The organism is Pseudomonas sp. PA-7-1E, assembly GCF_021605325.1.
GTDB lineage: Bacteria > Pseudomonadota > Gammaproteobacteria > Pseudomonadales > Pseudomonadaceae > Aquipseudomonas > Aquipseudomonas fluorescens_BV.
In genome coordinates this window covers 1-23,579 of the sequence record NZ_WKFA01000001.1, presented here as the reverse complement: position 1 = coordinate 23,579, position 23,579 = coordinate 1, and the positions used below count along the sequence as shown (strand labels likewise).

General features: G+C 60.3%; 17 protein-coding genes, 1 rRNA gene and 1 pseudogene. 5 read left to right on the top strand and 14 right to left on the bottom strand.

Features of this window, described 5'->3' with window-relative positions; translation table 11 throughout:
* Positions 1 to 38 precede the first annotated feature (38 nt).
* Both antC and GIW79_RS00090 read left to right on the top strand, forming a co-directional pair.
* Entirely contained in the window at positions 39 to 1,046 is a 1,008-nt protein-coding gene (gene antC / locus GIW79_RS00095) for an anthranilate 1,2-dioxygenase electron transfer component AntC (RefSeq protein WP_105228448.1), read from the top strand.
* Positions 1,047 to 1,117: 71 nt separating this feature from the next.
* Entirely contained in the window at positions 1,118 to 2,518 is a 1,401-nt protein-coding gene (locus GIW79_RS00090) for an amino acid permease (RefSeq protein WP_034128783.1), read from the top strand.
* Positions 2,519 to 2,664: 146 nt separating this feature from the next.
* Here the strand turns inward: GIW79_RS00090 and kynA are convergent, their stop codons facing one another.
* On the bottom strand, positions 2,665 to 3,522 hold the full coding sequence (kynA, locus tag GIW79_RS00085; protein WP_072434974.1) for a tryptophan 2,3-dioxygenase: 858 nt from the start codon (positions 3,520 to 3,522) through the stop codon (positions 2,665 to 2,667).
* Positions 3,519 to 4,169, bottom strand: a complete 651-nt coding sequence (gene kynB, locus GIW79_RS00080) for an arylformamidase (RefSeq protein WP_181125032.1) — start codon at positions 4,167 to 4,169, stop codon at positions 3,519 to 3,521. Before kynB ends, kynA begins: the two co-directional genes overlap by 4 nt.
* Before the next feature lie 364 nt (positions 4,170 to 4,533).
* Between kynB and GIW79_RS00075 the strand changes: the two genes are divergently transcribed.
* Positions 4,534 to 4,878, top strand: a complete 345-nt coding sequence (locus tag GIW79_RS00075) for a cupin domain-containing protein (RefSeq protein ID WP_003230905.1) — start codon at positions 4,534 to 4,536, stop codon at positions 4,876 to 4,878.
* Between the two features lie 105 nt (positions 4,879 to 4,983).
* Here GIW79_RS00075 and mmsB read toward each other — a convergent pair whose 3' ends face one another.
* Complete coding sequence (gene mmsB, locus GIW79_RS00070) at positions 4,984 to 5,868, bottom strand: 3-hydroxyisobutyrate dehydrogenase (protein WP_060772714.1); 885 nt, start codon at positions 5,866 to 5,868, stop codon at positions 4,984 to 4,986.
* 15 nt (positions 5,869 to 5,883) lie between these two features.
* The gene (locus GIW79_RS00065; RefSeq protein ID WP_054921501.1) at positions 5,884 to 7,401 is read right to left on the bottom strand and encodes a CoA-acylating methylmalonate-semialdehyde dehydrogenase; all 1,518 of its coding nucleotides are present in this window, start codon (positions 7,399 to 7,401) and stop codon (positions 5,884 to 5,886) included.
* A gap of 133 nt (positions 7,402 to 7,534) precedes the next feature.
* Between GIW79_RS00065 and GIW79_RS00060 the strand changes: the two genes are divergently transcribed.
* On the top strand, positions 7,535 to 8,482 hold the full coding sequence (locus GIW79_RS00060; RefSeq protein ID WP_034128788.1) for a LysR family transcriptional regulator: 948 nt from the start codon (positions 7,535 to 7,537) through the stop codon (positions 8,480 to 8,482).
* Positions 8,483 to 8,515: 33 nt separating this feature from the next.
* On the opposite strand, the gene GIW79_RS00055 is transcribed toward GIW79_RS00060, so the two are convergent.
* The 3 genes from GIW79_RS00055 to GIW79_RS00045 are packed head-to-tail and all read right to left on the bottom strand — an operon-like array spanning position 8,516 to position 11,312.
* Positions 8,516 to 9,463, bottom strand: coding sequence for a LysR substrate-binding domain-containing protein (locus GIW79_RS00055; RefSeq protein ID WP_060764178.1), 948 nt, complete (start codon positions 9,461 to 9,463; stop codon positions 8,516 to 8,518).
* Positions 9,463 to 10,311, bottom strand: coding sequence for an EamA family transporter (locus GIW79_RS00050; RefSeq protein WP_054897000.1), 849 nt, complete (start codon positions 10,309 to 10,311; stop codon positions 9,463 to 9,465). The genes GIW79_RS00055 and GIW79_RS00050 overlap by 1 nt, the downstream gene beginning before the upstream one ends.
* A gap of 53 nt (positions 10,312 to 10,364) precedes the next feature.
* Positions 10,365 to 11,312 (bottom strand): TauD/TfdA family dioxygenase, encoded by a 948-nt coding sequence (locus GIW79_RS00045; protein ID WP_089042341.1) that lies wholly within the window; start codon positions 11,310 to 11,312, stop codon positions 10,365 to 10,367.
* 148 nt (positions 11,313 to 11,460) lie between these two features.
* On the opposite strand from GIW79_RS00045, the pseudogene GIW79_RS00040 reads away from it, so the two are divergent.
* Positions 11,461 to 11,556, top strand: a pseudogene (locus tag GIW79_RS00040) (DUF3077 domain-containing protein); the annotation flags it as partial.
* A gap of 96 nt (positions 11,557 to 11,652) precedes the next feature.
* Here the strand turns inward: GIW79_RS00040 and GIW79_RS00035 are convergent.
* The 7 genes from GIW79_RS00035 to rrf form a co-directional block, all read right to left on the bottom strand.
* The gene (locus GIW79_RS00035; RefSeq protein ID WP_034128792.1) at positions 11,653 to 12,141 is read right to left on the bottom strand and encodes an OmpA family protein; all 489 of its coding nucleotides are present in this window, start codon (positions 12,139 to 12,141) and stop codon (positions 11,653 to 11,655) included.
* 5 nt (positions 12,142 to 12,146) lie between these two features.
* Positions 12,147 to 13,409, bottom strand: coding sequence for a diguanylate cyclase domain-containing protein (locus GIW79_RS00030; protein ID WP_034128793.1), 1,263 nt, complete (start codon positions 13,407 to 13,409; stop codon positions 12,147 to 12,149).
* Positions 13,406 to 13,972, bottom strand: a complete 567-nt coding sequence (locus GIW79_RS00025; protein WP_034128794.1) for a YfiR family protein — start codon at positions 13,970 to 13,972, stop codon at positions 13,406 to 13,408. The genes GIW79_RS00030 and GIW79_RS00025 overlap by 4 nt, the downstream gene beginning before the upstream one ends.
* Positions 13,973 to 14,111: 139 nt before the next feature.
* Complete coding sequence (recD, locus tag GIW79_RS00020; RefSeq protein WP_236455141.1) at positions 14,112 to 16,184, bottom strand: exodeoxyribonuclease V subunit alpha; 2,073 nt, start codon at positions 16,182 to 16,184, stop codon at positions 14,112 to 14,114.
* On the bottom strand, positions 16,181 to 19,852 hold the full coding sequence (gene recB, locus GIW79_RS00015) for an exodeoxyribonuclease V subunit beta (RefSeq protein ID WP_236455143.1): 3,672 nt from the start codon (positions 19,850 to 19,852) through the stop codon (positions 16,181 to 16,183). Before recB ends, recD begins: the two co-directional genes overlap by 4 nt.
* Positions 19,849 to 23,301 carry an exodeoxyribonuclease V subunit gamma gene (gene recC, locus GIW79_RS00010; RefSeq protein WP_236455145.1) on the bottom strand — a complete coding sequence of 1,151 codons (3,453 nt, stop codon included), beginning with the start codon at positions 23,299 to 23,301 and terminating at the stop codon, positions 19,849 to 19,851. Before recC ends, recB begins: the two co-directional genes overlap by 4 nt.
* A 160-nt stretch (positions 23,302 to 23,461) precedes the next feature.
* A 5S ribosomal RNA gene (gene rrf, locus GIW79_RS00005) occupies positions 23,462 to 23,577 on the bottom strand.
* Positions 23,578 to 23,579 lie beyond the last annotated feature (2 nt).

Here is a 23,579-nt window from a genome sequence, read left to right as displayed (position 1 = left end):
AGCTCCCTCGCCACAGGGGCACGCTTGGAGTTTCATCAATGAATCACAAAGTGGCCTTCAGCTTTGCCGATGGCAAGACCCTGTTCTTCCCGGTGGGCGCCCATGAAATCCTGTTGGATGCGGCCCTGCGCAACGGCATCAAAATCCCGCTCGATTGCCGCGAAGGTGTGTGCGGCACCTGCCAGGGGCGTTGTGAGTCCGGCGAGTACAGCCAGGACTACGTGGACGAGGAAGCGCTCTCCAGCCTCGACCTGCAACAGCGCAAGATGCTCAGTTGCCAGACCCGGGTGAAGTCCGACGCCACCTTCTATTTCGACTTTGATTCGAGCCTGTGCAACGCCCCCGGGCCCGTGCAGGTACGCGGCACGGTGAGCGCGGTGCAGCAAGTGTCGACCAGCACCGCCATCTTGCAGGTGCAACTGGACCAGCCACTGGATTTTTTGCCGGGCCAATACGCGCGTCTGTCGGTGCCCGGCACCGATAGCTGGCGCTCCTACTCCTTCGCCAACCGGCCGGGTAATCAGTTGCAGTTCCTGGTACGCCTGCTGCCCGATGGAGTCATGAGCAACTACCTGCGTGAACGCTGCCAAGTAGGTGATGAAATGTTGATGGAGGCGCCCTTGGGTGCGTTTTATCTGCGGCATGTCACCCAACCGTTGGTACTGGTGGCGGGCGGCACCGGGTTGTCGGCGTTGTTGGGCATGCTCGATGAGCTGGCCGTCAACGGCTGCACGCAACCTGTGCACCTGTACTACGGCGTGCGCGGCGCCGAAGATTTATGTGAAGCGGCGCGTATCCACGCCTACGCGGCAAAAATCCCGAACTTTCGCTACACCGAAGTGCTGAGCGACGCCTCAGCCGAGTGGACGGGCAAACGCGGCTACCTCACCGAGCATTTCGACCTGGCCGAACTGCGGGACAGATCGGCGGATATGTACGTGTGCGGCCCCCCTCCGATGGTCGAATCCATCCAGCAATGGCTGGCGGATCAGGCACTTGATGGCGTTCAGCTGTATTACGAAAAGTTTACGCAGAGTAATATCTGACCCTCAGCAGTTCTGAGGGGCCGATGCGGCGTGCAATCACCCTTGAGAAAAACAAGTAGAAGGGAATGTTAATGGCGGATGACATGGTTAACCCGGTGGGCCTCAAGCGAGGCCTGAAGAACCGGCACATTCAGCTGATCGCCTTGGGAGGTGCGATTGGTACAGGCTTGTTCCTCGGCTCGGCCGGGGTACTCAAGTCGGCGGGGCCGTCGATGATCCTGGGTTATGCGGTAGCCGGGTTTATCGCGTTCCTGATCATGCGCCAGCTCGGCGAGATGATCGTCGAAGAGCCGGTGGCCGGTTCCTTCAGCCACTTCGCACATAAATACTGGGGCGGTTACGCAGGCTTCCTGGCGGGCTGGAACTACTGGGTGCTCTACGTGCTGGTGGGCATGGCCGAGTTGACGGCGGTGGGCAAGTACATCCAGTTCTGGTGGCCGGAGATCCCAACCTGGGTCAGCGCGCTGGTGTTCTTCGTCGCGGTGAACCTGATCAACACCCTGAACGTGAAGTTCTTCGGTGAAGCCGAATTCTGGTTTGCGATCATCAAGGTGGTGGCGATTGTCGGCATGATCGTGCTCGGCTGCTACCTGCTGTTCAGCGGCACCGGCGGCCCCCAGGCCTCGGTCAGCAACCTGTGGAGCCACGGTGGTTTCTTCCCCAATGGCGGCATGGGGCTGTTGATGTCGATGGCCTTCATCATGTTCTCGTTCGGTGGCCTGGAACTGGTCGGCATCACCGCCGCCGAGGCCAGCGAACCACGCAAGGTCATCCCCAAAGCGATCAACCAGGTGGTGTACCGCATACTGATTTTCTATGTAGGTGCGCTGACCGTGCTGTTGTCGCTGTACCCGTGGGATCAACTGCTGCAAACCCTCGGCGCGTCAGGCGATGCCTACAGCGGTAGCCCGTTTGTGCAGATCTTCTCGCTGATCGGCAACGACACCGCCGCCCACATCCTCAACTTCGTGGTGCTGACCGCGGCGTTGTCGGTGTACAACAGCGGCGTGTACTGCAACAGCCGCATGCTGTTCGGCCTGGCCGAGCAAGGTGACGCGCCCAAGGCGCTGATGAAGCTCAACAAGCAAGGCGTGCCGCTGCGGGCGTTGGCGATTTCGGCGCTGGTGACCATGCTGTGCGTGGTGGTCAACTACGTCGCGCCGCACAGTGCGCTGGAGTTGCTGTTTGCCTTGGTGGTTGCTTCGTTGATGATCAACTGGGCGCTGATCAGCCTGACCCACATCAAGTTCCGCAAGGCCATGGGCGAGCAAGGCGTGACGCCGTCGTTCAAGACCTTCTGGTTCCCGTTCAGCAACTACCTGTGTCTGGCCTTCATGGTGATGATCATCGGGGTGATGCTGGCGATTCCGGGAATTCGTGAGTCGGTGTACGCGATGCCGGTGTGGGTGGGGATTATCTACGTTGCCTATCGGTTTCGGATCAGAAACGGGAAAGTAGCTGTGGCGCAGTAACACCTGTGGGAGCCGGGCTTGCCCGCGATGGCGGCGTGTCAGCCAACGGGTGGGCCGGCTGATACACCGCCATCGCTGGCAAGCCAGCTCCCACAGTTGACTGTATTTCACATAAAAAAAGCCCCGGTAATCCGGGGCTTTTTTGTTTAGAGCGTGGAACGTACTCGCCAGAGTTCAGGGAACAGTACCGTGTCGAGCATCTTGCGCAGGTACCCCACGCCTTCAGTACCGCCAGTACCCGGCTGGAAGCCGATGATGCGTTCCACCGTGGTGACATGCCGGAAGCGCCACTGGCGGAACGAATCTTCCAGGTCGATAAACTTCTCGGCCAACTGATACAAATCCCAGTAACGGCTCGGGTCGCGATATACCTCGCGCCAGGCCGCTTCCACCGATTCATCGTGCACCGTGGCTGCGGTCGGGTCGCGCTCGGCGCGCTTGGGATCAATCGCCAACCCCGCCTTGACCATCAGGTTTACGGCCTCGTCATACAGCGACGGCGTGGCAATCGCCACCTGCAATTGCTGCAGCAACTCCGGGCGATGAGCATGGGGCCGCAGCAGCGCCGGGCTTTTGTTGCCGAGGATGAATTCGATCTCGCGGTACTGGAACGACTGGAACCCCGACGACTGCCCCAGGAACGGGCGAATCGCCTTGTACTCCGACGGTGTCATGGTCGCCAGCACCGCCCAGGCGTGCACCAGTTGATCGAAGATCCGCGACACCCGCGCCAGCATCTTGAACGCCGGCGGCAGCTCACCCAGGCGCACATGTTCGCGGGCGGCCTTGAGTTCGTGAAGCATCAGTTTCATCCACAGCTCAGAGGTCTGGTGCTGGATGATGAAGAGCATTTCGTTGTGGTCTGGCGACAGCGGGTGCTGGGCGCTGAGGACTTTGCCCAGGTCCAGGTAGTCGCCATAGCTCATGGACTCGGAGAAATTCAATTCGGCGTTATGCCATTCTTCCGGCGGTTGGTAATCAGCTGAAAAAGGACATTGGCTCATCGCGTGGGCTCCTTGAGCGGGCGGAGAATGGCGCGCACGGGGCTCGCGTCCAGGTTGGCGAAGCGCAGCGGCAGCGCGATCAGTTCATAGTCGCCCTCCGGTACGTCATCGAGCACGATGCCTTCGAGGATCGCCATGCCATGGCGCGCCACGACGTTGTGCGAATCCATGGTCTTGGATTGTTGCGGGTCCAGGGACGGCGTATCGATACCGATCAGGCGCACCCCCAGGCTGGCCAGCAGCTCAATGGTCTGGGGGGCGATGGCGGTGAAGTTCGAATCCCAGTCGGTGAGCGGAGCTTGTGGATAAGTGCGCAGCAGCACGCGCTCGGGCAGGTTATCCACACGCCCTTGCAACTGATGCGGCTGCACCAGGGCGCCGCTGCCCAGGCAGTGCAATACCCGGCACGGCCCCATATACACATCCAGCGACACCTCGCCAATCGGCGCGCCATCAGCGCTGTAATGCAGCGGCGCATCCACATGGGCACCGGTGTGCGGCGACAGGGTGACGCGCCCCACATTTACCGGACACTCGGGGCCGAACTGCCACACGCGCTCCTCCTGGAACGGCGTATCACCCGGCCAGGTCGGGGTGGCCGTGCTCAAGGGCGGGCTGATATCCCACCACGTTTTTATTGGGTTCATTGCAAGGCTCTCACTCGTTACTGAGGTGAATGATACGAGGGAGGGATGTGAATTTTCTTGCGAATTCTGGCGCGACACGGGAAATCTTTCGCAGTTACTGCGAGGAAACATCGGTTTGATGCACAGATCTGTCGCTCAGATACGCCACGACCTCTCGTGGGAGCCTGGCTTGCCAACGATAGCGGAGTGTCAGGCAATCGAGATGCTCGCTGTGCCACCGCCATCGCGGGCAAGCCCGGCTCCAACAGGGGACCGCGGTGTTCAGGTGACTGCGCTTCTGGGCATCCCAATGTCGAGTTCAGACCACTGGCGCAACGCCCGAGGCCTTAGGGTTGAGCTTTCCCTTCCCTGCCTCGGAGTCATCATGTCCAAGCCCATCACCGTACTGCGCGACACCCACCCACTGCCGGTCCTGGATGCCTGCAAATGGGAAAAGCTCGAAGGTGACCCGCACACTGTCAACCTCAACGCCTACACCAGCGAAGACGGCAGCAAGATCATGGGCACCTGGATCTGCACACCGGGCAAGTGGTACGTGGAATACGTGAAGTGGGAATACTGCCATTTCCAGGAAGGCTACTGCGTGATCACGCCTGAAGGCATGGAGCCGATCCATCTGCGCGCTGGGGATATCTTCGTGGTGGAGCCAGGGATGAAGGGGACGTGGGAAGTGGTCGAGACTGTGCGTAAGTATTTTGTGTTTGCCTGACCCATCCCCGTCCCTGTAGGAGCGAGCTCGCGAAGATCGTCAACGAAAACGCGCTCATCCAGGATGAACGCGTTGCTCTCACATTTTTCGCGAGCAAGCTCGCTCCTACAGCTTGCGATAGCTGTTGATGATCGCCGAGAAGTCCTTGCCCCCTTCCCCACGCTGGCTCATGGATTGATACAACTGCTGGGCCACTGCGCCGAGAATCACCGGCTGATGCGCCTGGCGCGCAGCCTCAGTCGCAAGGCCCAGATCCTTGAGCATCAGGTCGGCACCAAAACCACCGGTATAGCCACGCGATGATGGCGCGGTCTCGATCACGCCTGGCCAAGGATTGTAGGTATCGGAACTCCAGCAGCGCCCCGTGGAGCTGTTGATGATGCCGGCCAGCACTTGTGTATCAATGCCAAGTGCATCGCCCAGGGCCATGGCTTCACTGACGCCGACCATGCTGATACCCAACAGCAGGTTGTTGCAGATCTTGGCGATTTGCCCAGTGCCGACATCACCGCAGTGCACGATGTTGCGGCCCATCTGCGCCAGCACCGGTTGCAGGGTGGCGAACAATTCCGGGTTGGCGCCGACCATGAAGGTCAGCGTCCCGGCCTGGGCACCGCCGGTGCCACCGGAGACCGGCGCATCGGCCACGTCCACGCCTTGTTTGGCTGCCGCAGCCGCTACTTCACGGATGGTTTGCGGGTCAATGGTGCTGCAATCCACGGCGGGGATGCCTTCGCCGATGCCGGCGAGTACACCGTCTTCATTCAGCCACACGCTGCGCACATGGGCGGCTGCCGGCAGCATGGTAATCACCAGTTCGGCACCTTGGGCCGCATCACGCGGCGAGCTGCTGATGGTGCCGCCCAGTTCGGCAAGTTCCTTGAGTACCGCCTGGTTCAGGTCGAACAGGTTAAGCGCGTGCCCAGCCTTGATCAGGTTGCGGGCCATGGGCGCACCCATGTTGCCCAGGCCGATGAATGCAATTTTCATGGTCGTCTCCCGAGTTCAGCGCAGGTTGATGGTGGTGTTGACGCCATCGTTGACCGTGTCGTCATCAAACCAGCGGCTGGTGACGGTTTTGGTCTGAGTGTAGAACTGCACCACTTGCTTGCCGTAAGGGCCCAGGTCGCCGAGCTTGGAACCGCGGGAGCCGGTGAAGCTGAAGAACGGCACTGGCACCGGGATGGGGATGTTGATGCCGACCTGGCCCACATCGATTTCGCTCTGGAATTTACGCGCCGCCGCGCCGCTCTGGGTGAACAGGCCTGTACCGTTGCCAAACGGATTGGCGTTGACCAGGGCGATGGCTTGATCGAGTGTCTCGACTTCCAGTACCACCAGCACCGGGCCGAAGATTTCCTCGGTGTAGATGCGCATGTCGGTGGTCACGCCTGAGAACAGGGTGGGGCCGACAAAGTTGCCTTGCTCAAAGCCCGGCACTTTGATGTCGCGGCCGTCCAGCTCCAGCTTGGCGCCTTGTTTCACGCCGCTTTCGATCAGCTCCAGGATGCGTGCCTTGGCGCGCTTGGAGATCACCGGGCCGACATCCGTGCCCGCTTCGCTGCCGGCGTTGACCTTGAGCTTTTGTGCCAGGGCCTTGAGGTCTGGCAGCCACTGCTTGGCCGCGCCCACCAGCACCACCACCGAGGTGGCCATGCAACGCTGGCCAGCCGCGCCGAAACCGGCACCGACCAGGGCGTTGAGGGTGTGTTCTCGGTTAGCATCCGGCAGCACCACCGCGTGGTTCTTGGCGCCCATCATCGACTGCACACGCTTGCCGTGTTTGCCGGCCAGGTCGTAGACATGCGTGCCCACAGCCGTCGAACCGACGAAGGACACTGCCTTGATGTCTTTGTGAGTACAGAGTGCATCCACCACGTCCTTGCCACCATGCACCACGTTGAGCACGCCGGCTGGCACACCGGCTTCCAGCGCCAGCTCCACCAGCAGCATGGTCGACAACGGGTCTTGCTCGGAAGGCTTGAGTACAAAGGTGTTCCCGCAGGCAATCGCCATCGGGAACATCCACAGCGGAATCATCGCCGGGAAGTTGAACGGGGTGATGCCGGCGCACACGCCGATAGGCTGGCGCAGGGTGTAGGTGTCCACGCCGCCGGCCACGTTCTCGGCGAACTCACCCATTTGCAGGGTGCCAATGGAACAAGCGTGCTCCACCACTTCCAGGCCACGAAAAATATCGCCCTCGGCATCGGCAATGGTCTTGCCCTGCTCGGCGCTGAGGACTACAGCAATGCGCTTGGAATGTTCGCGGATCAAGGCTTGCAGCTTAAGCATGATGCGCATGCGCGCGCCGATCGGCGTGAGTTTCCAGGTCTGGAACGCTTGATGGGCAGCGTCGATGGCCGCGTTGACTTCATCGGCGGTGGCAAACGGGACTTTGGCCAGCACTTGCTGGGTGGCCGGGTTGACGATGTCTTGCCACTCGGTGGTCTTGGACTCGACCCACTCGCCGTTGATCAGCAACTTGACCTGTTGCACGGAAATATCGGCAGATGCGTTCATGTGGTCTCCAGAATCTTGTAGTTATGCAGAGAACCAAGGCGTTGAATCGCCTTGAAGAATGAGGCGTTCGGACTGTTTTTGGAGTATAGATGTGCAAATCTCTAATAAGAACGCACATAAAAGCCGGTCCAATATGCAAAAAAACATCACCTCCCTGGGCGCCCTGAACTGGGATGACCTGAAGTTTTTCCTCGAAGTAGCCCGCACCCGCAAGGCTAGCGTGGCCGCCAAGCGCCTGGCGGTGGACTACACCACCGTGTCGCGGCGCATCAGCTCTCTGGAAGTGTCCCTCGGCACGCTGCTGTTCGAAAAATCACGGACCAACGGCTTCGTGCTCACCAGCGAAGGCCAGCGGTTGCTGGGTTATGCCGAATCCATCGAAAGCACGCTGCACATGGCCTGCGAACAGGTGTCCGGCTCCGGCGTGGCGCTGTCCGGCCATGTGCGCATGGGCTGCACCGAAGGCTTCGGCAGCTTCTTCGTCACCCCGCAACTGAGCCACTTCGTCGACACTTATCCTGCGATCTCGGTGGATATCCTGCCCCTGCCCCACTTCATCAGCCTGTCCAAGCGCGAAGCCGACATCGTCATCGCCCTGGAACGCCCTGAACACGGGCCGTATGTGTGCTGCAAACTGTGCGACTACAAATTGCAGTTGTACGCCACCCAGGACTACCTCGACCAACACCCGCCAATCCGCAAACCTGCGGATCTGGCCGAACATCCGTTTATCAGCTATGTGGATGACTTGGCCTTCAGCTCAGAGTTGCTGTACCTGGCCAATGTGGTGCCCGGCGCCAGCGCCAGCCTGCGCAGTACCAGCGTGATCGCGCAATACGTGGCGGCCCAGCAAGGCCGGTCGATGGCGATATTGCCGTGCTTTCTGGCCGCGCAGGACCCGCGCTTGCTGCCGGTGCTGGGAGAGCAGATTGCGATTACGCGGCAGTTCTGGATGTATTGCCGAGAGGATTTGAGGAAGTTGAAGCGGATTACGTTGTTGTGGGATTACATTCGGGAAGTGACGGAGCAGAATCAGGGGTTGTTAATGGGGCAGACGCGGGAGATCAGGTTTGCGAAGTGAGGTGCTAAAAGGAGCAACGGAGGCTTCCTACATTTAGACCGCTCCTGCTGCAGCAATTTGCGGATGCCGAAGCCGAACTTCGCGCAGAAACTCACCCGCGCTGTTCTTGAGCCATTCAATCAGCCGAGCAATCTCCGGCTCCGACTGACGCCCGTTTCGACAAATGATGTAGTAGGCCGCAGGGGACATCATCACAGGGCTATTCAACGCAACTAACGCACCGTCTTCCAGTTGGTCATACACCAACGCAGTCCTGCCCAGCGCAATCCCTCCGCCCTTCACCGCCAAGCTGATCGCCAGGCTCGAATCCGGAAATCTCGGCCCGTGGTGATAAGGCGGCGGCGCCAGCCCCTGAAACGCAAACCAGCTTTCCCACCCCGGACATACCTGATCGTCCACCCGATGAATCAGCGGATAGCGGGCGACATCCTCCAGAACAATGCCGCCCTTCAACCGCAGAAAATCGGGCGAACACACGGGGAATACGGCGTCGCGCATCAACAGTTCGACATAATGATCCGGATAGTCACCGTACCCCATCACCACGGCGACATCGTATTGATGGGCCTCCAGGCTGGTGCTGCTCATGTCGGCGCTGGTCAACACCAGATCCAGGTTGAATGAAGCCTGCGTGTGAGAGCCGTGCATCCTGGGGATTAGCCACGTCGAACAGAGGGAAGACGTGCATGATAGGTATAACGGTTGGGACTTACCGGGATTGAGTGAATGCAATACCCCATCCAGCGCCTTGAAAAACTCATCGGTAACTGGCAACAGAGCCTGCCCTGCTGCAGTCAGCTTGACGCCGCGTGAGTGCCGCTCAAACAACGACACGCCCCACCATTCCTCCAAGCCCGCGATTTGATGGCTAATGGCACTGGCGGTGAGGTTAAGCTCAGACGCTGCACGGGCGAAACTACCGGTTTGCGCTGCGCTGACGAACGCCTGAAGCATAGGTGTGGGGGGCGGACGCTGGGCCATCAGGTGCTCACTTTGATCAAAATGATCCCGCAAACAATGACGAACGCCGAAAGCATCCGTCGCCAACCGAACCGTTCGTGAAAGAACAGCGCAGCAATAATGGCGCCGATAATAACACTGGTTTCCCGCAGAGCTGAGACCTTGGCCACCGCGTCCAGCGACAAGGCAAACAACACCAATCCGTAAGACGCCAGGTAAAAAACACCGCCTAATAGCCCAACTCGCCAGTGCCCACGTATCGCACGAGCCAAGGTTGAACGTTCTTTGGAAAACGCCAGCATCGGGATCGGGATACTTTGGAATACTGTCAGGTAAATAATGTACTGCAGCACCGTCTCACTGGCTCTTACACCTTTAGCATCCACCACCGTGTAAGACGCAATAAACGCACCGGCGCACACCGCCATCAGGATCGGCTTGAACATCTGCGCCGTCATCCTGCGCACAAAGGTCAAGCTGATAATCCCCACACAAATCAGCAACACTCCCGTCAACGCCTGGGAGGACAACTGTTCATGCAGCAGAAAGTAAGAAAACAGCACGACCAATACGGGCGGCACCCCACGCATCACCGGGTAAACCTGACCGAAGTCACCCGTTTCGTACGCTTTAATCAAAAATAGCCGGTAGACCGTATTGAGCACCACAGAGACGAGTATATAGCCCCATACCTCCAGGCTAGGCACACTTACAAACGGCAACGCCAGCAGGCATATCACTAGCGCGGTGCCGTCGACCATGGCCAAGGTCATGAAGCGACTGCTACCGGCGCGAACTACGGCATTCCAAGTGGCGTGCATAAAGGCAGAAATCAAGACCAACGTGATCGCGATATCGGAGTTGTCCATGGGGCTCGGCTTATGGCGGATATGGGAGGACTTACGTTATGAATACCGATGCATCATCGTTTGCGTAACCACAGCCGTAGCATATAACGATTAAGATCACTCAAAGGCTCAGCATCATTGATCTCGGAACGTGGAGCGTTCATATCAATGAAGTGCGTGCGCGTATGCAGAAACTTGTTATCGGCTGAAATAAGCACTTGCCCTGGCTCCAGCAGTACTCGATGCTGAACCGATGACTGATCGAGAACGGTATCCAGAAAGTCCAGTGCCTGGGTTTGAGCTGCTGTTAAAGGCACTCCTGCCTTAAGGTGAGCTGACTCAATGTAGACTCGAAAGTATCTGATCAGTGGAATACCTTCACTGGAAAAGCTGAGGATGGGGGCTTTAAACAGTTTTTCATCCTCTGACATGCCGCGATTCTCAAAAAAGAAGTCGCATTTGAGCGCTTCCAATACTTCTGGGAACGCCATCAGCTCGGCGTATACCGCGCTTGCATCGATGAGAATGCTCTCACCTCCTAAAAGTGCTTTCTGTCCACAGGCCAGGATCAAGTAATCGATAGGCAACGGGTCGCTCACACCATCGTTATGTACATAGGCGCCTTGACGGGTCTGATGGTATCTCGCACCTTCCTCAATGCTTTTGCCACCTCGGTCATAAACCTCAATCACTTTATGACCAAGATGATTCTGTACCATTGGGACACCGAGTAAGGAACCGAATGTCCACACCAGAGATTTGAACGTTGAAAGTTTATCCACCTTAAAGCCATCGAGAATCAAGACATGACTTTCATGATCGATCATATTTCGTATTCTATTCAGCTCCTCTCTCAGCACGCTTGACTGTAAAGGATTAATGTAAGCGACCTTGGTATCGAATCTAACACCTTGACTTACCGTCTCGAACAACTCTCTTATCGTCAATAGCTCAGCAAATGCATCTTTTGAAAGCCTGACTTTAGATACTTCCTGGCGAAAATGACTGACATTTATAGTCATCGCAATCCTTTACGGTAGTTACTTATAGCGTCCATTTAACTAAGCCCACCATTTGCGAAAAAGCGAAACTTCATCAGCCCAGCCATTAAAATTCGTCATGACAGGTCTTTCCTACAGAGAAAACTCCTAATGGTCGTTGGTAGGTTTTCGCGGCGACCAATACGCATGGGCCGCGCATTATATGTATGAGAGGGGCAAGGCCGTGGTGGATGACTTGACGCAGGCGATGACACCGAGCCGTTGAGCGAACATTCTTGCTAGCACATCGCAGAACAACTGTGAGAGGGGCTTGCCCCCTCCCACATTGGATTGCATTTCAGCTTGGGAAAGGTGAACCCGCTTAGTCTGCGATCACTACGATCGACACCCGGCGATTCTCGGTGCGGCCTGCTGTGGTCGTATTCGGCGCTACCGGCTCGCTGCTGCCCAGGCCGCGCAGTTGGATGTTTTCTTCTTTCATGCCCACGCGGGTCAGCACCTTGCCCACGCTTTTGGCGCGGCGCAGGGACAGGGCAACATTGTAGGGCTCTTTGCCCGAGGCGTCGGTGTGGCCGTCGACACGCACACGCTCGATACCCGCGCCTACCAGGGCCTGGCCGATGCGTTCGACGATGTCGGTGCTGGGTTTGTTGAGGGTTTCGACGTCGCTGCCAAACAGCACTTTGCCGGACAGGCCGAAGGCCCAGCCTTCATCGGTCAGCTCGAAGCCTTGCTGCTTGAGCACGGCGACTTGCGCCGGGGTCAGGCCTTTGGGTGGCGTCTGGCAGCCGCTGAGGGCCAGGAAGGCCACGAGCAAAGAAATAAATAAAACGCGTGTGTTAGCGAACAAGGGAATCAACTCCTGTGTTGAACGTTGGCGACGGGGTGCTCCGACTCCGCCGTTTGCTGGCCGCCCGAAGACAATCGTTTGGCCTGGTACATCGCCGCGTCGGCAGCGTTGAGCAAGGTCCCTGGCGTGGCACCATGCTCGGGATAAATCGCAATGCCGATACTGAGGGAGGTCAACACCTGGGTGTCTCCAGGCAGTGGAATCGGCATGTCCATGCTGGCAATGATTTTGTCGGCGATGCGCTGGGCGTCTTCGGCCTTGTGCAGGGGCGCCAGCAATACCGCGAATTCATCACCGCCCAGGCGCGCCACCAGGTCGTCCTCGCGCAGTTGCGCCCGCACGCGGTCGGCAACGGCCACCAGCACGGCATCGCCAGCGGCGTGACCGAAGCTGTCGTTGATGTCTTTGAAACGATCGCTGTCGAGGAACAGCACTGCCACCCGCTCGTTGACCTTGGCCGCGCTGCGCAGGGCACGGATCAGCCGGCCTTCGAAGAACGCGCGGTTGGGCAGGCCGGTGAGGCTGTCGTGGCTGGCCTGGTGGGCCAGGGTTTCGTTTTCGCTTTGCAGGTGGCTTTGCCAGGCCTCCATCTCACCGAGCAGGGCGTTGAAGTCGCTGCCCAGGCTGTCGAGTTCGGCGATCTGCGCCGAGGGTACGCGGCGGTCGAAGTCTCGCTCGCTGCGGGCGGCGTGGGCGACGGCAGCCAGGCGTTGCAATGGCACGGTGATACCATTTAACAGACGCCGTGACAGATGCAACGCCACCCAGGCGCTGAGGGCGGTGCAGATCAGAATCCCGATCAAGCCACTGAGCAAGAAGCGCAACAGGCTGCCACCGTGGCCGACCAGATGGATGCTGCCGACGGTTTGCCCCTGGCGCAGGATCGGCTGGCTGATGGGCTGTTCGAGCAGGGCGTGCGCTATTTGCAGCTCGACCCGTGACAACATGCCGGTTTCCGGGCGAACCCAGCGCGCAAGCAACTTGCCGTTGATATCGAATACTTCTGCCTGGGCCACTTCTTCGGTAGAGGCAATCAGGCTCAGGGCTTCGGTGGCCGCCGCACTGTCGTTGAACACCACGGCTGCTTCCACGGTGTAGTTGATCGAGCGGGCGATCAGGTGCAGGTTGTGCTCGGCGTAAACCCGCAGTGCAAGTACGCCCAGCAGGGTCAGGGACACACTGGCCAGGGTCACTGCTACCAGCGCCAGGATCATATGCCCGCGGGCAATTACCGAGCGCAGGGTCGGCCGCACTTTATCGCGACTCATGAGCCAGGCGCTCGACGACGGGACAACTGCAACACACTGGGATGGATGCGCACGCCGCTACGAGCGACGGAATCCAGGTTGACCTCGAACGACACCTGCTCATCGCTGACGCGCAAGCAGAACAGGCTGCCCACCGTGCACTGGTCGCCCCCTTCGCTGATGCTGAGTACGGGATGGCCGATCAATGAGGTAAACAGGCGGTTGCGTTCGTCGGGGGTGATTTTGCCGATGTAGACGGCATCACAGGCATTGACGATATCCGGATGATCGACCAGCAGGCGCCGCACCAACACCGGACGTCCTGTGGCCTGGGTGGTGCCTTTGACCAGGTCATCGGTGTACTGAGTCGGCCCGACAATGCACAGCCGCAATTGCGCAGGCTCAACCGGCCAACGGGCGTAGCTGAGGATACCGAGCACCACTTGGGTGACCGCCTGCGCACGGTGCTCGGCCAGGCTGGGCGTCTGCGCAAATAGGCGCGGCGCAAGCAGGCACAGCACCGTCACCAGTAACAGGCGTCTCCAACTCAAACTGCGCGCTTTGGGCGAGACAGCCACGTTCATGCAGCGATACTCTCAAGTGTTTTCCAGGATGATGCCGCAACGATAGCACAGCGGCGGACATCCCCACGAAGCACAGCATTCGAGGGGTTCGCTATTTTTTCAGAAAAATCAGACATCTGAATAAGAAATATCGCCTGACCTACCAGTCATTTTTTTCAGACGGAAGGTCCAACTCCAACATCAATCCGCTCAGACGCTTGACCTTGCGCCGCACCGCTTCCTCAAACACGCCGCCGCGCGGCTCAACCAGGCTGAACCAACGTTTGGCACGGGTGATACCGGTATAGATCAGCTCTTTGGTCAGCACCGGGTTGAGGGCATCCGGCAGGATCAGCGCGGTGTGAGTGAACTCCGAGCCCTGGGATTTGTGCACGGTCATGGCGTACACGGTTTCCACATCATTCAAGCGGCTGGGCAATACAAAGCGCACGCCGCCCTGGCCATCGTTACGTGGAAAGGCCACCCGCAGGACGTGGGGGCCACCGTCGCTTTCGGGCAATTTCAGGGCGATGCCGATGTCGCCGTTCATCAGGCCGAGCCCGTAATCGTTGCGGGTCATCAGCACCGGTCGGCCTTCGTACCACTGCTCGTCACCTTCGATCAGGCGTACCTTGCGCAACGCCGCGGTGATGCGCAGGTTGAGCCCTTCGACGCCCCACGGGCCCTTCCGCACGGCGCAAAGCAGTTGAAACGCGTCGAAGGCGTGCAGCAGTTGTTGCGCCCAAGCAGTCCAGGCTGGACCGTCACGCGGTGTGTCCGCAGAGGGGCGCGCCGATTGCAGCAGGTTCAGGTAGTAGCGATAACCTTGGGCGCCATCGCCCTGCCCGTCCAGTACCAGGCGCTCAAGGGCGTGGTCATGCTCACCCTTGAGGCTGACGCAGAACAGGTCGTCGTGACGGCCTGCAGCTAACAGCCGGCGGGCCTCTTCGGCGTTTTGCTGGTTGACCCAACGCGCCAGTTGACCAATACCGCTGCCCTCGCCGAAGCGGCGCGAATAGCGCAGCATCACCACTTGCTGGGCCAGGGGATGGCTGCCATCGAGGTCTTCTTGCAAGCCGCTGCTGCTGAGGTCTTCACCGCTGACGGCTTGCAGCCAGTGGCGAGTCTGCGGGCTGTACCAGCCGGCTTCGGCATCGCGGCACAAGTCGCCGAGTACGGCCCCCGCTTCTACCGAGGCCAGTTGGTCTTTGTCGCCCAGCAATACCAGGCGTGCATGGGGCGGCAGGGCGTCGAGCAGGTTGGCCATCATTTCCAGGTCGATCATCGAGGCTTCGTCCACCACCAGCACATCCAAAGGCAGCGGGTTGCCCAGGTGGTGACGGAAGTGACGGGTGCCCGGACGGCTGCCCAACAAGCGGTGGACCGTGGTGACCTGGGTGGGGATTTTTTCCCGCACGTTGTCGGGCACTGTCAGTGACAGCACTTGCTGGCTGATGGATTCGGTCAGGCGCGCAGCGGCTTTACCGGTGGGCGCAGCCAGGCGAATACGCAACGGGCTGCCGGACTCCACGGCGGGCGCCTGCAACAGCGCGAGCAGGCGCACCACGGTGGTGGTCTTGCCCGTACCGGGGCCGCCGGTGACGATGCTGAAGGCGCCGCGGGTCGCCAGGGCGCAGGCGAGCTTTTGCCAGTCAATCACTCCATCGGGCGCCGGTTGGTCGAACAGGCGATTGAGCCGTTGCGGCAAATCGGCGGCGGCGTCTTCCACGCTGGCAAGGCGCAGGCGCAGGGCGCGGTCGATACGCCGCTCGTAGGCCCAGTAGCGGCGCAGGTACAGGCGCTTGCCGGACAGCACCAACGGGCGGCTACGAGCCTCCTCGCTGCCATCGACGGCCAGCGCAACCAACGGGCTTGAAGCCAGGGCATGGCACCAATGCGCGCCATCCAGGCCGTGCAGCAACTGTGAGGGTAGCAGCATTGCGCCGGTGTGCAGGTCGCCTTCGGGCGGCAATGACAGGGCGAAATCCGGCGCCTTGAGGGTTTCGAACACATCCAGGCAGACGTGGCCATGGCCCAGTTGATGGCTGGTCAAGGCCGCCGCCAGCAGCACCAGGGGATCGGCCTTTGGGTCCAGCTCGTACAGGAAACCGACAAAGGCTTTGTCCAAGGCCCGCAGCCAACCCCGCTCGACCCAACGTGCAAGCAACTGCAGCAGGTCGGCAGCACGATCGAGGGGCAAAAGCGCCTCCAGCGGTAACGGCGACAGGCTCATAAGAGCACTCCTTGTTCCCAGGCGGGCTCAACCTTGGGTGGGATGGGCTTGCCCTGGAACAACAGGTCCAGGCTCTCGATCAACTCACGAGGCGGTCGGGTAAAATACGCGCCCTGGCTCACCGACTGGCTACCGCGCAGGAACAGGTACAGGGCACCGCCGACGTGCTGGTCATAATCGTAATGCGGCAGGCGCGCCTTGAGTTGGCGGTGCAGGGCCAGCAGGTAAAGTACGTATTGCAGGTCGTACCGATGCTCGAGGATCGAGTGTTCCATGGCGTCCTGGGTGTAGGCAGAGTCGTCAGGGCCGAGCCAATTGGATTTGTAGTCGGCCACGTAGTAACGGCCATCGTGCTCAAACGTCAGATCGATAAAGCCTTTGAACATGCCGTTGAGCAGCACCGGTTCGGCGGCCACACGGGACACGCCGCCATGGGTGTGCTGGCACACCAGTTTGTCGAGGGCGAGTACGTCGACGGTGTGACTGGCAAACCAGAATTCCATCTCGATCTGGTACTGCTGCAGGCCACTGAGGGTGAAGCGCTCGTTGTACAGGGGCAGTGGCGTGTGCAGCAGGTGCTCCAGCCAGCCGCTGAGGGTGACGATCCAGCCTTCCCAGTTGCGGCGGTTACAGCGCGCGCCCACGGCTTTTTCGATCGCCTCCGGGGTCACGTTGAAACCTTCTTCACCGGCCCATTCCAACAAGCCGTGAAGGAAGGTGCCTGGGTTGGGACCGCGTGGGAAACGGTGAATATCCCCGCCGGCCGCGACCGTTTCCCGAGGGGCATCGGGGTCGAGGCGTTCGTCATCGAACAGCTTCTGGGCCTGTGGGCTTTCGGGGGCTTCGAGGTTGGCGGCGCTCATGCTGTCGCCAATGCGCAAGGCGCTATAGGAGGCAATCCACCAGTTTTCTGCCGCCTTGCGTGCAGGCAGCAACGGCGCGAGCAGGGTCGCTTGGTTGCGCGGCGGGTGGAACAAGATGTCTTGGGCGTCCGGCACAAGGTCATAACCGATGGCCGCGCAGCCTTGCTGCAAGTCCAGCAACCAGCGCGCCAGACCCGCTGATTCGCTCAACGACGCGCCGGCACCGAGCAAATAGCCCAATGCAGACAGGTGCAAGACCGAGCTGCTGTTATTGCCGCGTTTGAGATCGGCGATGCCCAGCCAGCAGGCGTGTTTGGCGCGGGTCAAGGCCACGTACAACAAACGCAGGTCTTCGGCCAGGCGCTCATCGTCGGCTTGGGCGATCAACTCGGCCGTGGGTCGCAGGCTGACGTGGGACTTGCCGTGTTCATCGTGGTAATGCAACGGCAAGCGACTGCCATCCACGGGCTTGGCCGAACAGATGAACGGCAGGAACACCAAGTCGTATTCCAGGCCCTTGGATTTGTGGATGGTCACCACTTTGACCAGTTGCTCGTCGCTTTCCAGGCGCAGGATCTGTTCTTCACCGGCCTGCCCCGACAGCGCCAGATGCTCGGCCAAATGACGGATCAACGCCTGCTCGCCATCCAGTTCCGAGGCGGCCTGTTGCAACAATTCACTGAGGTGCAACAGGTTGGTCAGCACCCGCTCGCCATCACTGCGGGCGATGAGGGTTTGCGGCAGCTTGAAGTCGTGAAGCAGGCGCCGCAGCATTGGCAACACGCCTTGGGTACGCCAGATGGCACGGTAGCCACGGAACTGCATCACCCGCGATTCCCACGCCAGTTCGTCCTGATTCAGACGCTCCAGCTCCGACAGGGACAGGTTCAGGGTGACGCAGGCCAGGGCTGCACGCAGCGGGCGTTCGACATCCGGTTCCGCGCAAGCCTTCAACCAGGCCAGCAGGTCATGGGCTTCCTGGGCGGCAAATACCGAGTCTTTATCCGACAGGTACACACTGCGCACGCCACGACTGGCCAGTTCGGCACGTACGGTTTGGGCTTCCTTGCCATCGCGCACGAGGATGGCGATGTCTGACGGCAACACGCCCTTGAGGGTGCCCTCTTTTACAAAGCCCGCGGTGCCTTGCTGCCCACCATTGAGCAGCGCAACGATCTGCGTGGCGCAGGCGGCGGCCAGGTGTTGACGATAAACCGCGTTGGAAATTGGCTGGTCGGTGGGCAGGTGCCAAAGGTTCATGGCCGGTAGCGTGTGACCGTCGACCTGCAACTGCTCGCTGCGGCCTTGGGACAGTACCGAATGGAACGGCACCGGGTTATCGCCATTAGGCTGGCGAAACAGGAACGCACCACGGCCGGTTTCCGCACGCTGGAACACATGGTTCACCGCCTCGACCATCGCATGGCTGGAGCGGAAGTTGGTGCCCAGGGTGTGATGGCGGCCGGTGGTGGCCTGCCGGGCGCGCAGGTAGGTGTAGATGTCGGCGCCGCGAAAGGCGTAGATCGCCTGCTTGGGGTCGCCGATCAGGAACAGGCCGCTGTCGAGGTGGTTTTCTTCGATGCGGTAGATGCTGTCGAAGATGCTGTATTGCACCGGGTCGGTGTCCTGGAATTCATCAATCAGAGCCACCGGAAATTGCTCGCGGATCACACTGGCCAGGCGCTCGCCACCGTCTGCCTGGAGGGCGGCGTTGAGGCGGATCAGCATGTCGTCAAACCCCATCTCGGCGCGGCGACGTTTCTCTTCCTCGAAACGTTTGCCGACCCAGCCGGCAGCGTGTTGCAGCACCGCCGCGTCGGGCGTTGGCAAGGCGTCGAGGCTGGCTTTGAGGCTGGCCATAGCCTCGATGCCAGGGTGCTGCGGCGGCTCGCCTTTCCACGCTTCGGCCATTCCGTCGGGCGTCAGGCGGGTGAAGCCGGTGCCGATGTCCAGTTGTTCCAGGGTTTCGTCAGCGGCCCAGGCGCTGATCTTTTCGAACCAGGGCTCGAAGTAACGTGCTTGCATCTTGCGCCCATCGACCGCTTTGGCAGCGACGGCTTGCAGGCAGATATCCCGCAGCTCGGCAGCCCATTGTTGCCAGGGTGCCTTGAGGGCAACCAGCGCGGCGCGGCGTTCTTGCAGGCAGGCGCTGATCAGTTCGGCTGGCTCGCGGGTTTCGTCGGTGGGCCGCTCGCTGCCGAACAACGCACGCACCCGTGGCATCAGCGCCGCGGGGCCACCCCAATTATTGCGCACCCAGTTGAGCGCATCGTCGTGCATTGGGTAGCAGAACAATCGCCAGTAGTCGCGCAGCACTTCGCCCAGCAGGTCGCTATGGTCGGTTTCCAGGGTTTGTGTGAACAGGCTGCCGCTGTCGAACGCATGTTCGCGCAGGATGCGCTGGCACCAACTGTGGATCGTGGAGACTGCGGCTTCATCCATCCATTGCGCGGCGATGTCCAGGCGATTGGCACAGGCGGGCCATTGCTGCGGATCATGTTGCTCGCGCAGATCGGCAATCAGCGCATCAGGCTGTTCGATTTCGTCACGGAAGAAGCGCGCGGCTTCGGCCAGGCGGATGCGGATACGTTCACGCAGTTCCTTGGTGGCGGCGTCGGTGAACGTCACCACGAGGATTTGCGGTGGCAGCAGTTCGCGGCCGAAACCGGATTCATCACCGCCGTGGCCGAGCACCAGACGCAGGTACAGGGCGGAGATGGTGAAGGTCTTGCCGGTGCCAGCACTGGCTTCAATCAACTGGCTGCCTTTGAGCGGGAACGCCAGGGCCAAGGGTTTGCCGATCATGCGTCAGCCTCCGTGCTGGAAAGCGATCGCCAGGGGGCGTTGATCAGCGGGCGATACAGGGTTTCGCACCAGCCTTCGAACTCTTCACTGGCGACCAGGGCCGCGTAGTCGGGAAATTGCCGCGTAAGGGCAGGCGTTTCGCGGCGTTCGCCGTCAGTGGTGATGCCATCGCCTTCATAGGCTTTGCTCGCAGCCGCTTGGGCCTTGGCGGGATCAGCCTGGCCGAGCCAGGCGAACGCGGTTTTCACTGCGACCGGAAGCGGCGCGCTCATTCCCGTGTGCCAGGCCAACAGCAGGTTACCGAGAATGTCCTCGGCGCCGGCCTTGTCCAGTGGGGCCAACAACAAGGTGTCGTCACTGGCTACCAGGCCGGTGCTCAAGGGCAGGCCACAGGCGCAGGCCACCACGTGATTGACCCAGGGGCGGATGAGGCGGTGCCACTTACGTGTCTTGATCGAACCAATGCTGTTGGGGATGGTGGTGACGCTTAAAAGTCCGCCATCACTGCGTCGGTGCAGACCGCTGATCCAACCTTCCAGCTGGATGCCTTGGTACGCAAAGCTGACCGGTTCAGCGCCAGTATGCGGGGTGGGCCACAACGCCAGAAGCTGTTGATAGCGTTGCACCAGGTCCGGCAGCGGCTCGATCAGTTCGTTACGCAGGCATTCACCGAAACCCACCATCGGCAGCAGGCCGCTGCCTTGCAGGCGCAGGGCCTGGGCGGTGAGCGCCTGATCGAGTTGGTCGGGTTGGGTGAGTGCCGCGTTCAGCAGGCTGTCGCTCAAGCTGTAGCGTTGCAATGCGTCCAGCACGAAGGGTTCTTCGTCAGCCAGGGGCACTTCAGCGGCTTCGAAGAATACTTTCAGGCGCTGGCTGAAGAAGTGTTTGACCGGATTGCGCAGGAAGTCCTGTAACTGGCCAAGGCTCAGGGGTTCTTCCTGTTGGTGAGGCGTCAAGCCTTGCTCTTGGGTGATGACCGCCGGTGCCTGATGCAGCAATTGCCATTCGCGCGCATAGCTGAACAACGAATCGCCTTCGTGGAAATAGCGAGCGCTGAAAGGTTGCAGCGGGTGCTCCTGGGTCATTGCGTCGATCAGCGGCAGATCGTTGCTGGCGTGCTGCCAGCCGCTGGCGAGGTGGTCGCGCAGTTGGCCGATCAGCACCGAGGCCGGGCGATCGCTGTTGTCACGGATGCTGCGGCCTACCCAGCTGATGTACAGCTGGTCACGGGCTGACAGCAGCGCTTCGAGCAGTAAGTAGCGGTCGTCTTCGCGGCGAGAACGGTCGCCGGGGCGGTAATCGCTGCCCATCAGGTCAAAATCCAGGGGTGGCTGGGCCCGCGGGTAATCGCCGTCGTTCATGCCCAGCAGGCAAACCAACTTGAACGGGATCGCACGCATGGGCATCAGCGTACAGAAATTGACCGCCCCCGCCAGGAAGCGCTGGGACAGGCGCCCCTGATCCAATCCGGCCAACCATGCCTCACGCACGACCGTAAGGGGTAACTCGTCTTGCAGACCAACGGACTCGCAGGTTTCCAGCCAGGTTTCTCTTAATTGTTCGAGCTGGCCCAGCAGGTAGTCATCGTGCTCGCTGCTGGGTAGGAAAAACAGCTGCATCAACCGTTGTAGACGCTCGCCCCAGGTTTGTGGGGACGCGGGTTCCGATAACGCTTGATGGGCATCGTTCAAGGCGTCAAGCAAGGCGACCAGTGGGCCGATCAACGCCGCATCGAGGCCACCGATTTCGTCATAAGGTTCAATACCGTCGCAGGCCGTGCCGGTACCGACGGCATAGCCCAGCAGCATACGGCGCAGGCCGAATCGCCAACTGTTTTGCTCCAGTTCCGCGGGCAGGCCCAAACCGGCGCGTTGCTCGGCATTCAAGCCCCAGCGGATGCCGGCGCCTTCGATCCAACGATGCAAGGTGGGCAGATCACGCTCTTTGATGGCGAAGCGTTCGCGCAGGGCCGGGACGTCGAGCAGGTCGAGGATTTCGCTGACAGGGAAGCGGCTGTCGGGAAGTTTGAGCAAGTGCTCGACGGCGATCAACAGCGGGTCGCGACCACGTTGGCCTTGGTCTGTAAGGGTGAAGGGGATGAAGCGTGGGTCATGCCGTTCGAGCTGGCCGAAGACCGCGCGAATATGCGGTGCATAGCTGTCGACGTCGGGGACCATGACGATGATGTCCCGAGGGCGCAGGGAGGGGTCAGCGCTGAAGCGATGAAGTAATTGGTCGTGGAGGATTTCCACTTCGCGTTGGGCGCTGTGGGCGATATGGAAACGGATCGACGTATCGCGTTGCAAGTCGACAGCGGGCCAGAGCTCACGGGTTTCATTCAACGGGCGCAGTTCGAGGATATCGTCCTGGAGTTGGTTGAGGAGCGTGGTGGGTTCGCTGTCGCTGAACAGGTCAATACGGCCGTCGCGAAATGCGGCGCGGTAGCTGTTGGGGTCATCGTAGCTGTCCAGCAGACTGATGTAATCACGGCCCTGCTTGCCCCAGGCAGCGAGCAGCGGATGGGCGTGCTGGTGCAAAGTTTGTGGGTCGATAGTGACGGGCATGCCCGTTTTGCGCGCCTGGCGTTTGTATTCGTTACGCAGCAAGTCCTTGTCGGCGACGATGTCCGACCAATGATGGCGGCAGGGGTTATGCACGCAGAGCAGGACCTGGCTGAAACGGGCCAGACCCGCCAAGGCTTCCAGCGCCTGGGCCGGCAGCGATGAGATGCCGAAGACGATCACCCGGGGAGGCAAGCCGGGCGGTGCTTGTTCAAGGCTGTTGATGCGCTCGATGAAGCGCTGATGTACGCCGGCCCGGCTTTCGGCCATGCCTGCTTCACCCACATCCAGCAGGAGCGCGCGCCACAGCTCGGCTTGCCAGCAGTTGGCTGGGTTGAGCGGTTTGGACTCGCCTCGACCATTGCGCAGTTGGTGCCGGCCTGCGGCCCAATCTTCCAGCCAGTCGGCACGGTAGACCTGGTATTGGTCGAAGAGGTCAGCCAGGCGCTCGGCGAGTTGGTAGCGTTTGCGCAGGTCGGTGTCTTGCGTCAGGAAGCGTTGCAGAGGCTCGAAGTGCGGTTGGTCGATCAGCTCGGGTAACAGCCGCATGAGGCGCCAGGTCAGCGGGGCTTTATCAAGCAGGGACTTGGGCGGGATTTCGTCACGGCCCAAAACCATACGATAAAGCTGCCACATAAAGCTGCCAGGCAGTTGCACGTCGATGGCTGCGGCAATGCCACAGCCGCCCATATCATCGGCTTGCGGGTCTTCGGCCAAGGCCAGCTTGAGCCATTGGGCGATGCCGTTGCTTTGTACCAGGGCGATTTCGTTTTCCAAAGGCGCCAGTGGGTAACGGCGCATCCAACTGACCACCAGGCTTCGCAGCTCGTCCAGGCGGTTGCCATGAACCACCATGAATCCAGGACTGAGGGACGTCGCGTCCGGCATAACGGCTTCCTTGGGAAAAGCAAAATCGAGGGATGGACTTTAGCACTGTGGTGCACGGGGCGAACACAAGGCGAACAAGTGTACGGCGACAAGGCGGACACTTTTCGAGCGCCCAAAACAAAACCCCAACTGCTTTCGCAATTGGGGTTTCGGAATTTAATCTTGACGATGACCTACTCTCACATGGGGAAACCCCACACTACCATCGGCGATGCATCGTTTCACTGCTGAGTTCGGGATGGGATCAGGTGGTTCCAATGCTCTATGGTCGTCAAGAA

Bases quoted from the DNA above. Each gene is read 5' to 3' on its own strand.
- antC (WP_105228448.1), top strand. From the start codon at position 39: ATGAATCACAAAGTGGCCTTCAGCTTTGCCGATGGCAAGACCCTGTTC.
- GIW79_RS00090 (WP_034128783.1), top strand. From the start codon at position 1,118: ATGGCGGATGACATGGTTAACCCGGTGGGCCTCAAGCGAGGCCTGAAG.
- kynA (WP_072434974.1), bottom strand. From the start codon at position 3,522: ATGAGCCAATGTCCTTTTTCAGCTGATTACCAACCGCCGGAAGAATGG.
- kynB (WP_181125032.1), bottom strand. From the start codon at position 4,169: ATGAACCCAATAAAAACGTGGTGGGATATCAGCCCGCCCTTGAGCACG.
- GIW79_RS00075 (WP_003230905.1), top strand. From the start codon at position 4,534: ATGTCCAAGCCCATCACCGTACTGCGCGACACCCACCCACTGCCGGTC.
- mmsB (WP_060772714.1), bottom strand. From the start codon at position 5,868: ATGAAAATTGCATTCATCGGCCTGGGCAACATGGGTGCGCCCATGGCC.
- GIW79_RS00065 (WP_054921501.1), bottom strand. From the start codon at position 7,401: ATGAACGCATCTGCCGATATTTCCGTGCAACAGGTCAAGTTGCTGATC.
- GIW79_RS00060 (WP_034128788.1), top strand. From the start codon at position 7,535: ATGCAAAAAAACATCACCTCCCTGGGCGCCCTGAACTGGGATGACCTG.
- GIW79_RS00055 (WP_060764178.1), bottom strand. From the start codon at position 9,463: ATGGCCCAGCGTCCGCCCCCCACACCTATGCTTCAGGCGTTCGTCAGC.
- GIW79_RS00050 (WP_054897000.1), bottom strand. From the start codon at position 10,311: ATGGACAACTCCGATATCGCGATCACGTTGGTCTTGATTTCTGCCTTT.
- GIW79_RS00045 (WP_089042341.1), bottom strand. From the start codon at position 11,312: ATGACTATAAATGTCAGTCATTTTCGCCAGGAAGTATCTAAAGTCAGG.
- GIW79_RS00030 (WP_034128793.1), bottom strand. From the start codon at position 13,409: ATGAGTCGCGATAAAGTGCGGCCGACCCTGCGCTCGGTAATTGCCCGC.
- GIW79_RS00025 (WP_034128794.1), bottom strand. From the start codon at position 13,972: ATGAACGTGGCTGTCTCGCCCAAAGCGCGCAGTTTGAGTTGGAGACGC.
- recD (WP_236455141.1), bottom strand. From the start codon at position 16,184: ATGAGCCTGTCGCCGTTACCGCTGGAGGCGCTTTTGCCCCTCGATCGT.
- recB (WP_236455143.1), bottom strand. From the start codon at position 19,852: ATGATCGGCAAACCCTTGGCCCTGGCGTTCCCGCTCAAAGGCAGCCAG.
- recC (WP_236455145.1), bottom strand. From the start codon at position 23,301: ATGCCGGACGCGACGTCCCTCAGTCCTGGATTCATGGTGGTTCATGGC.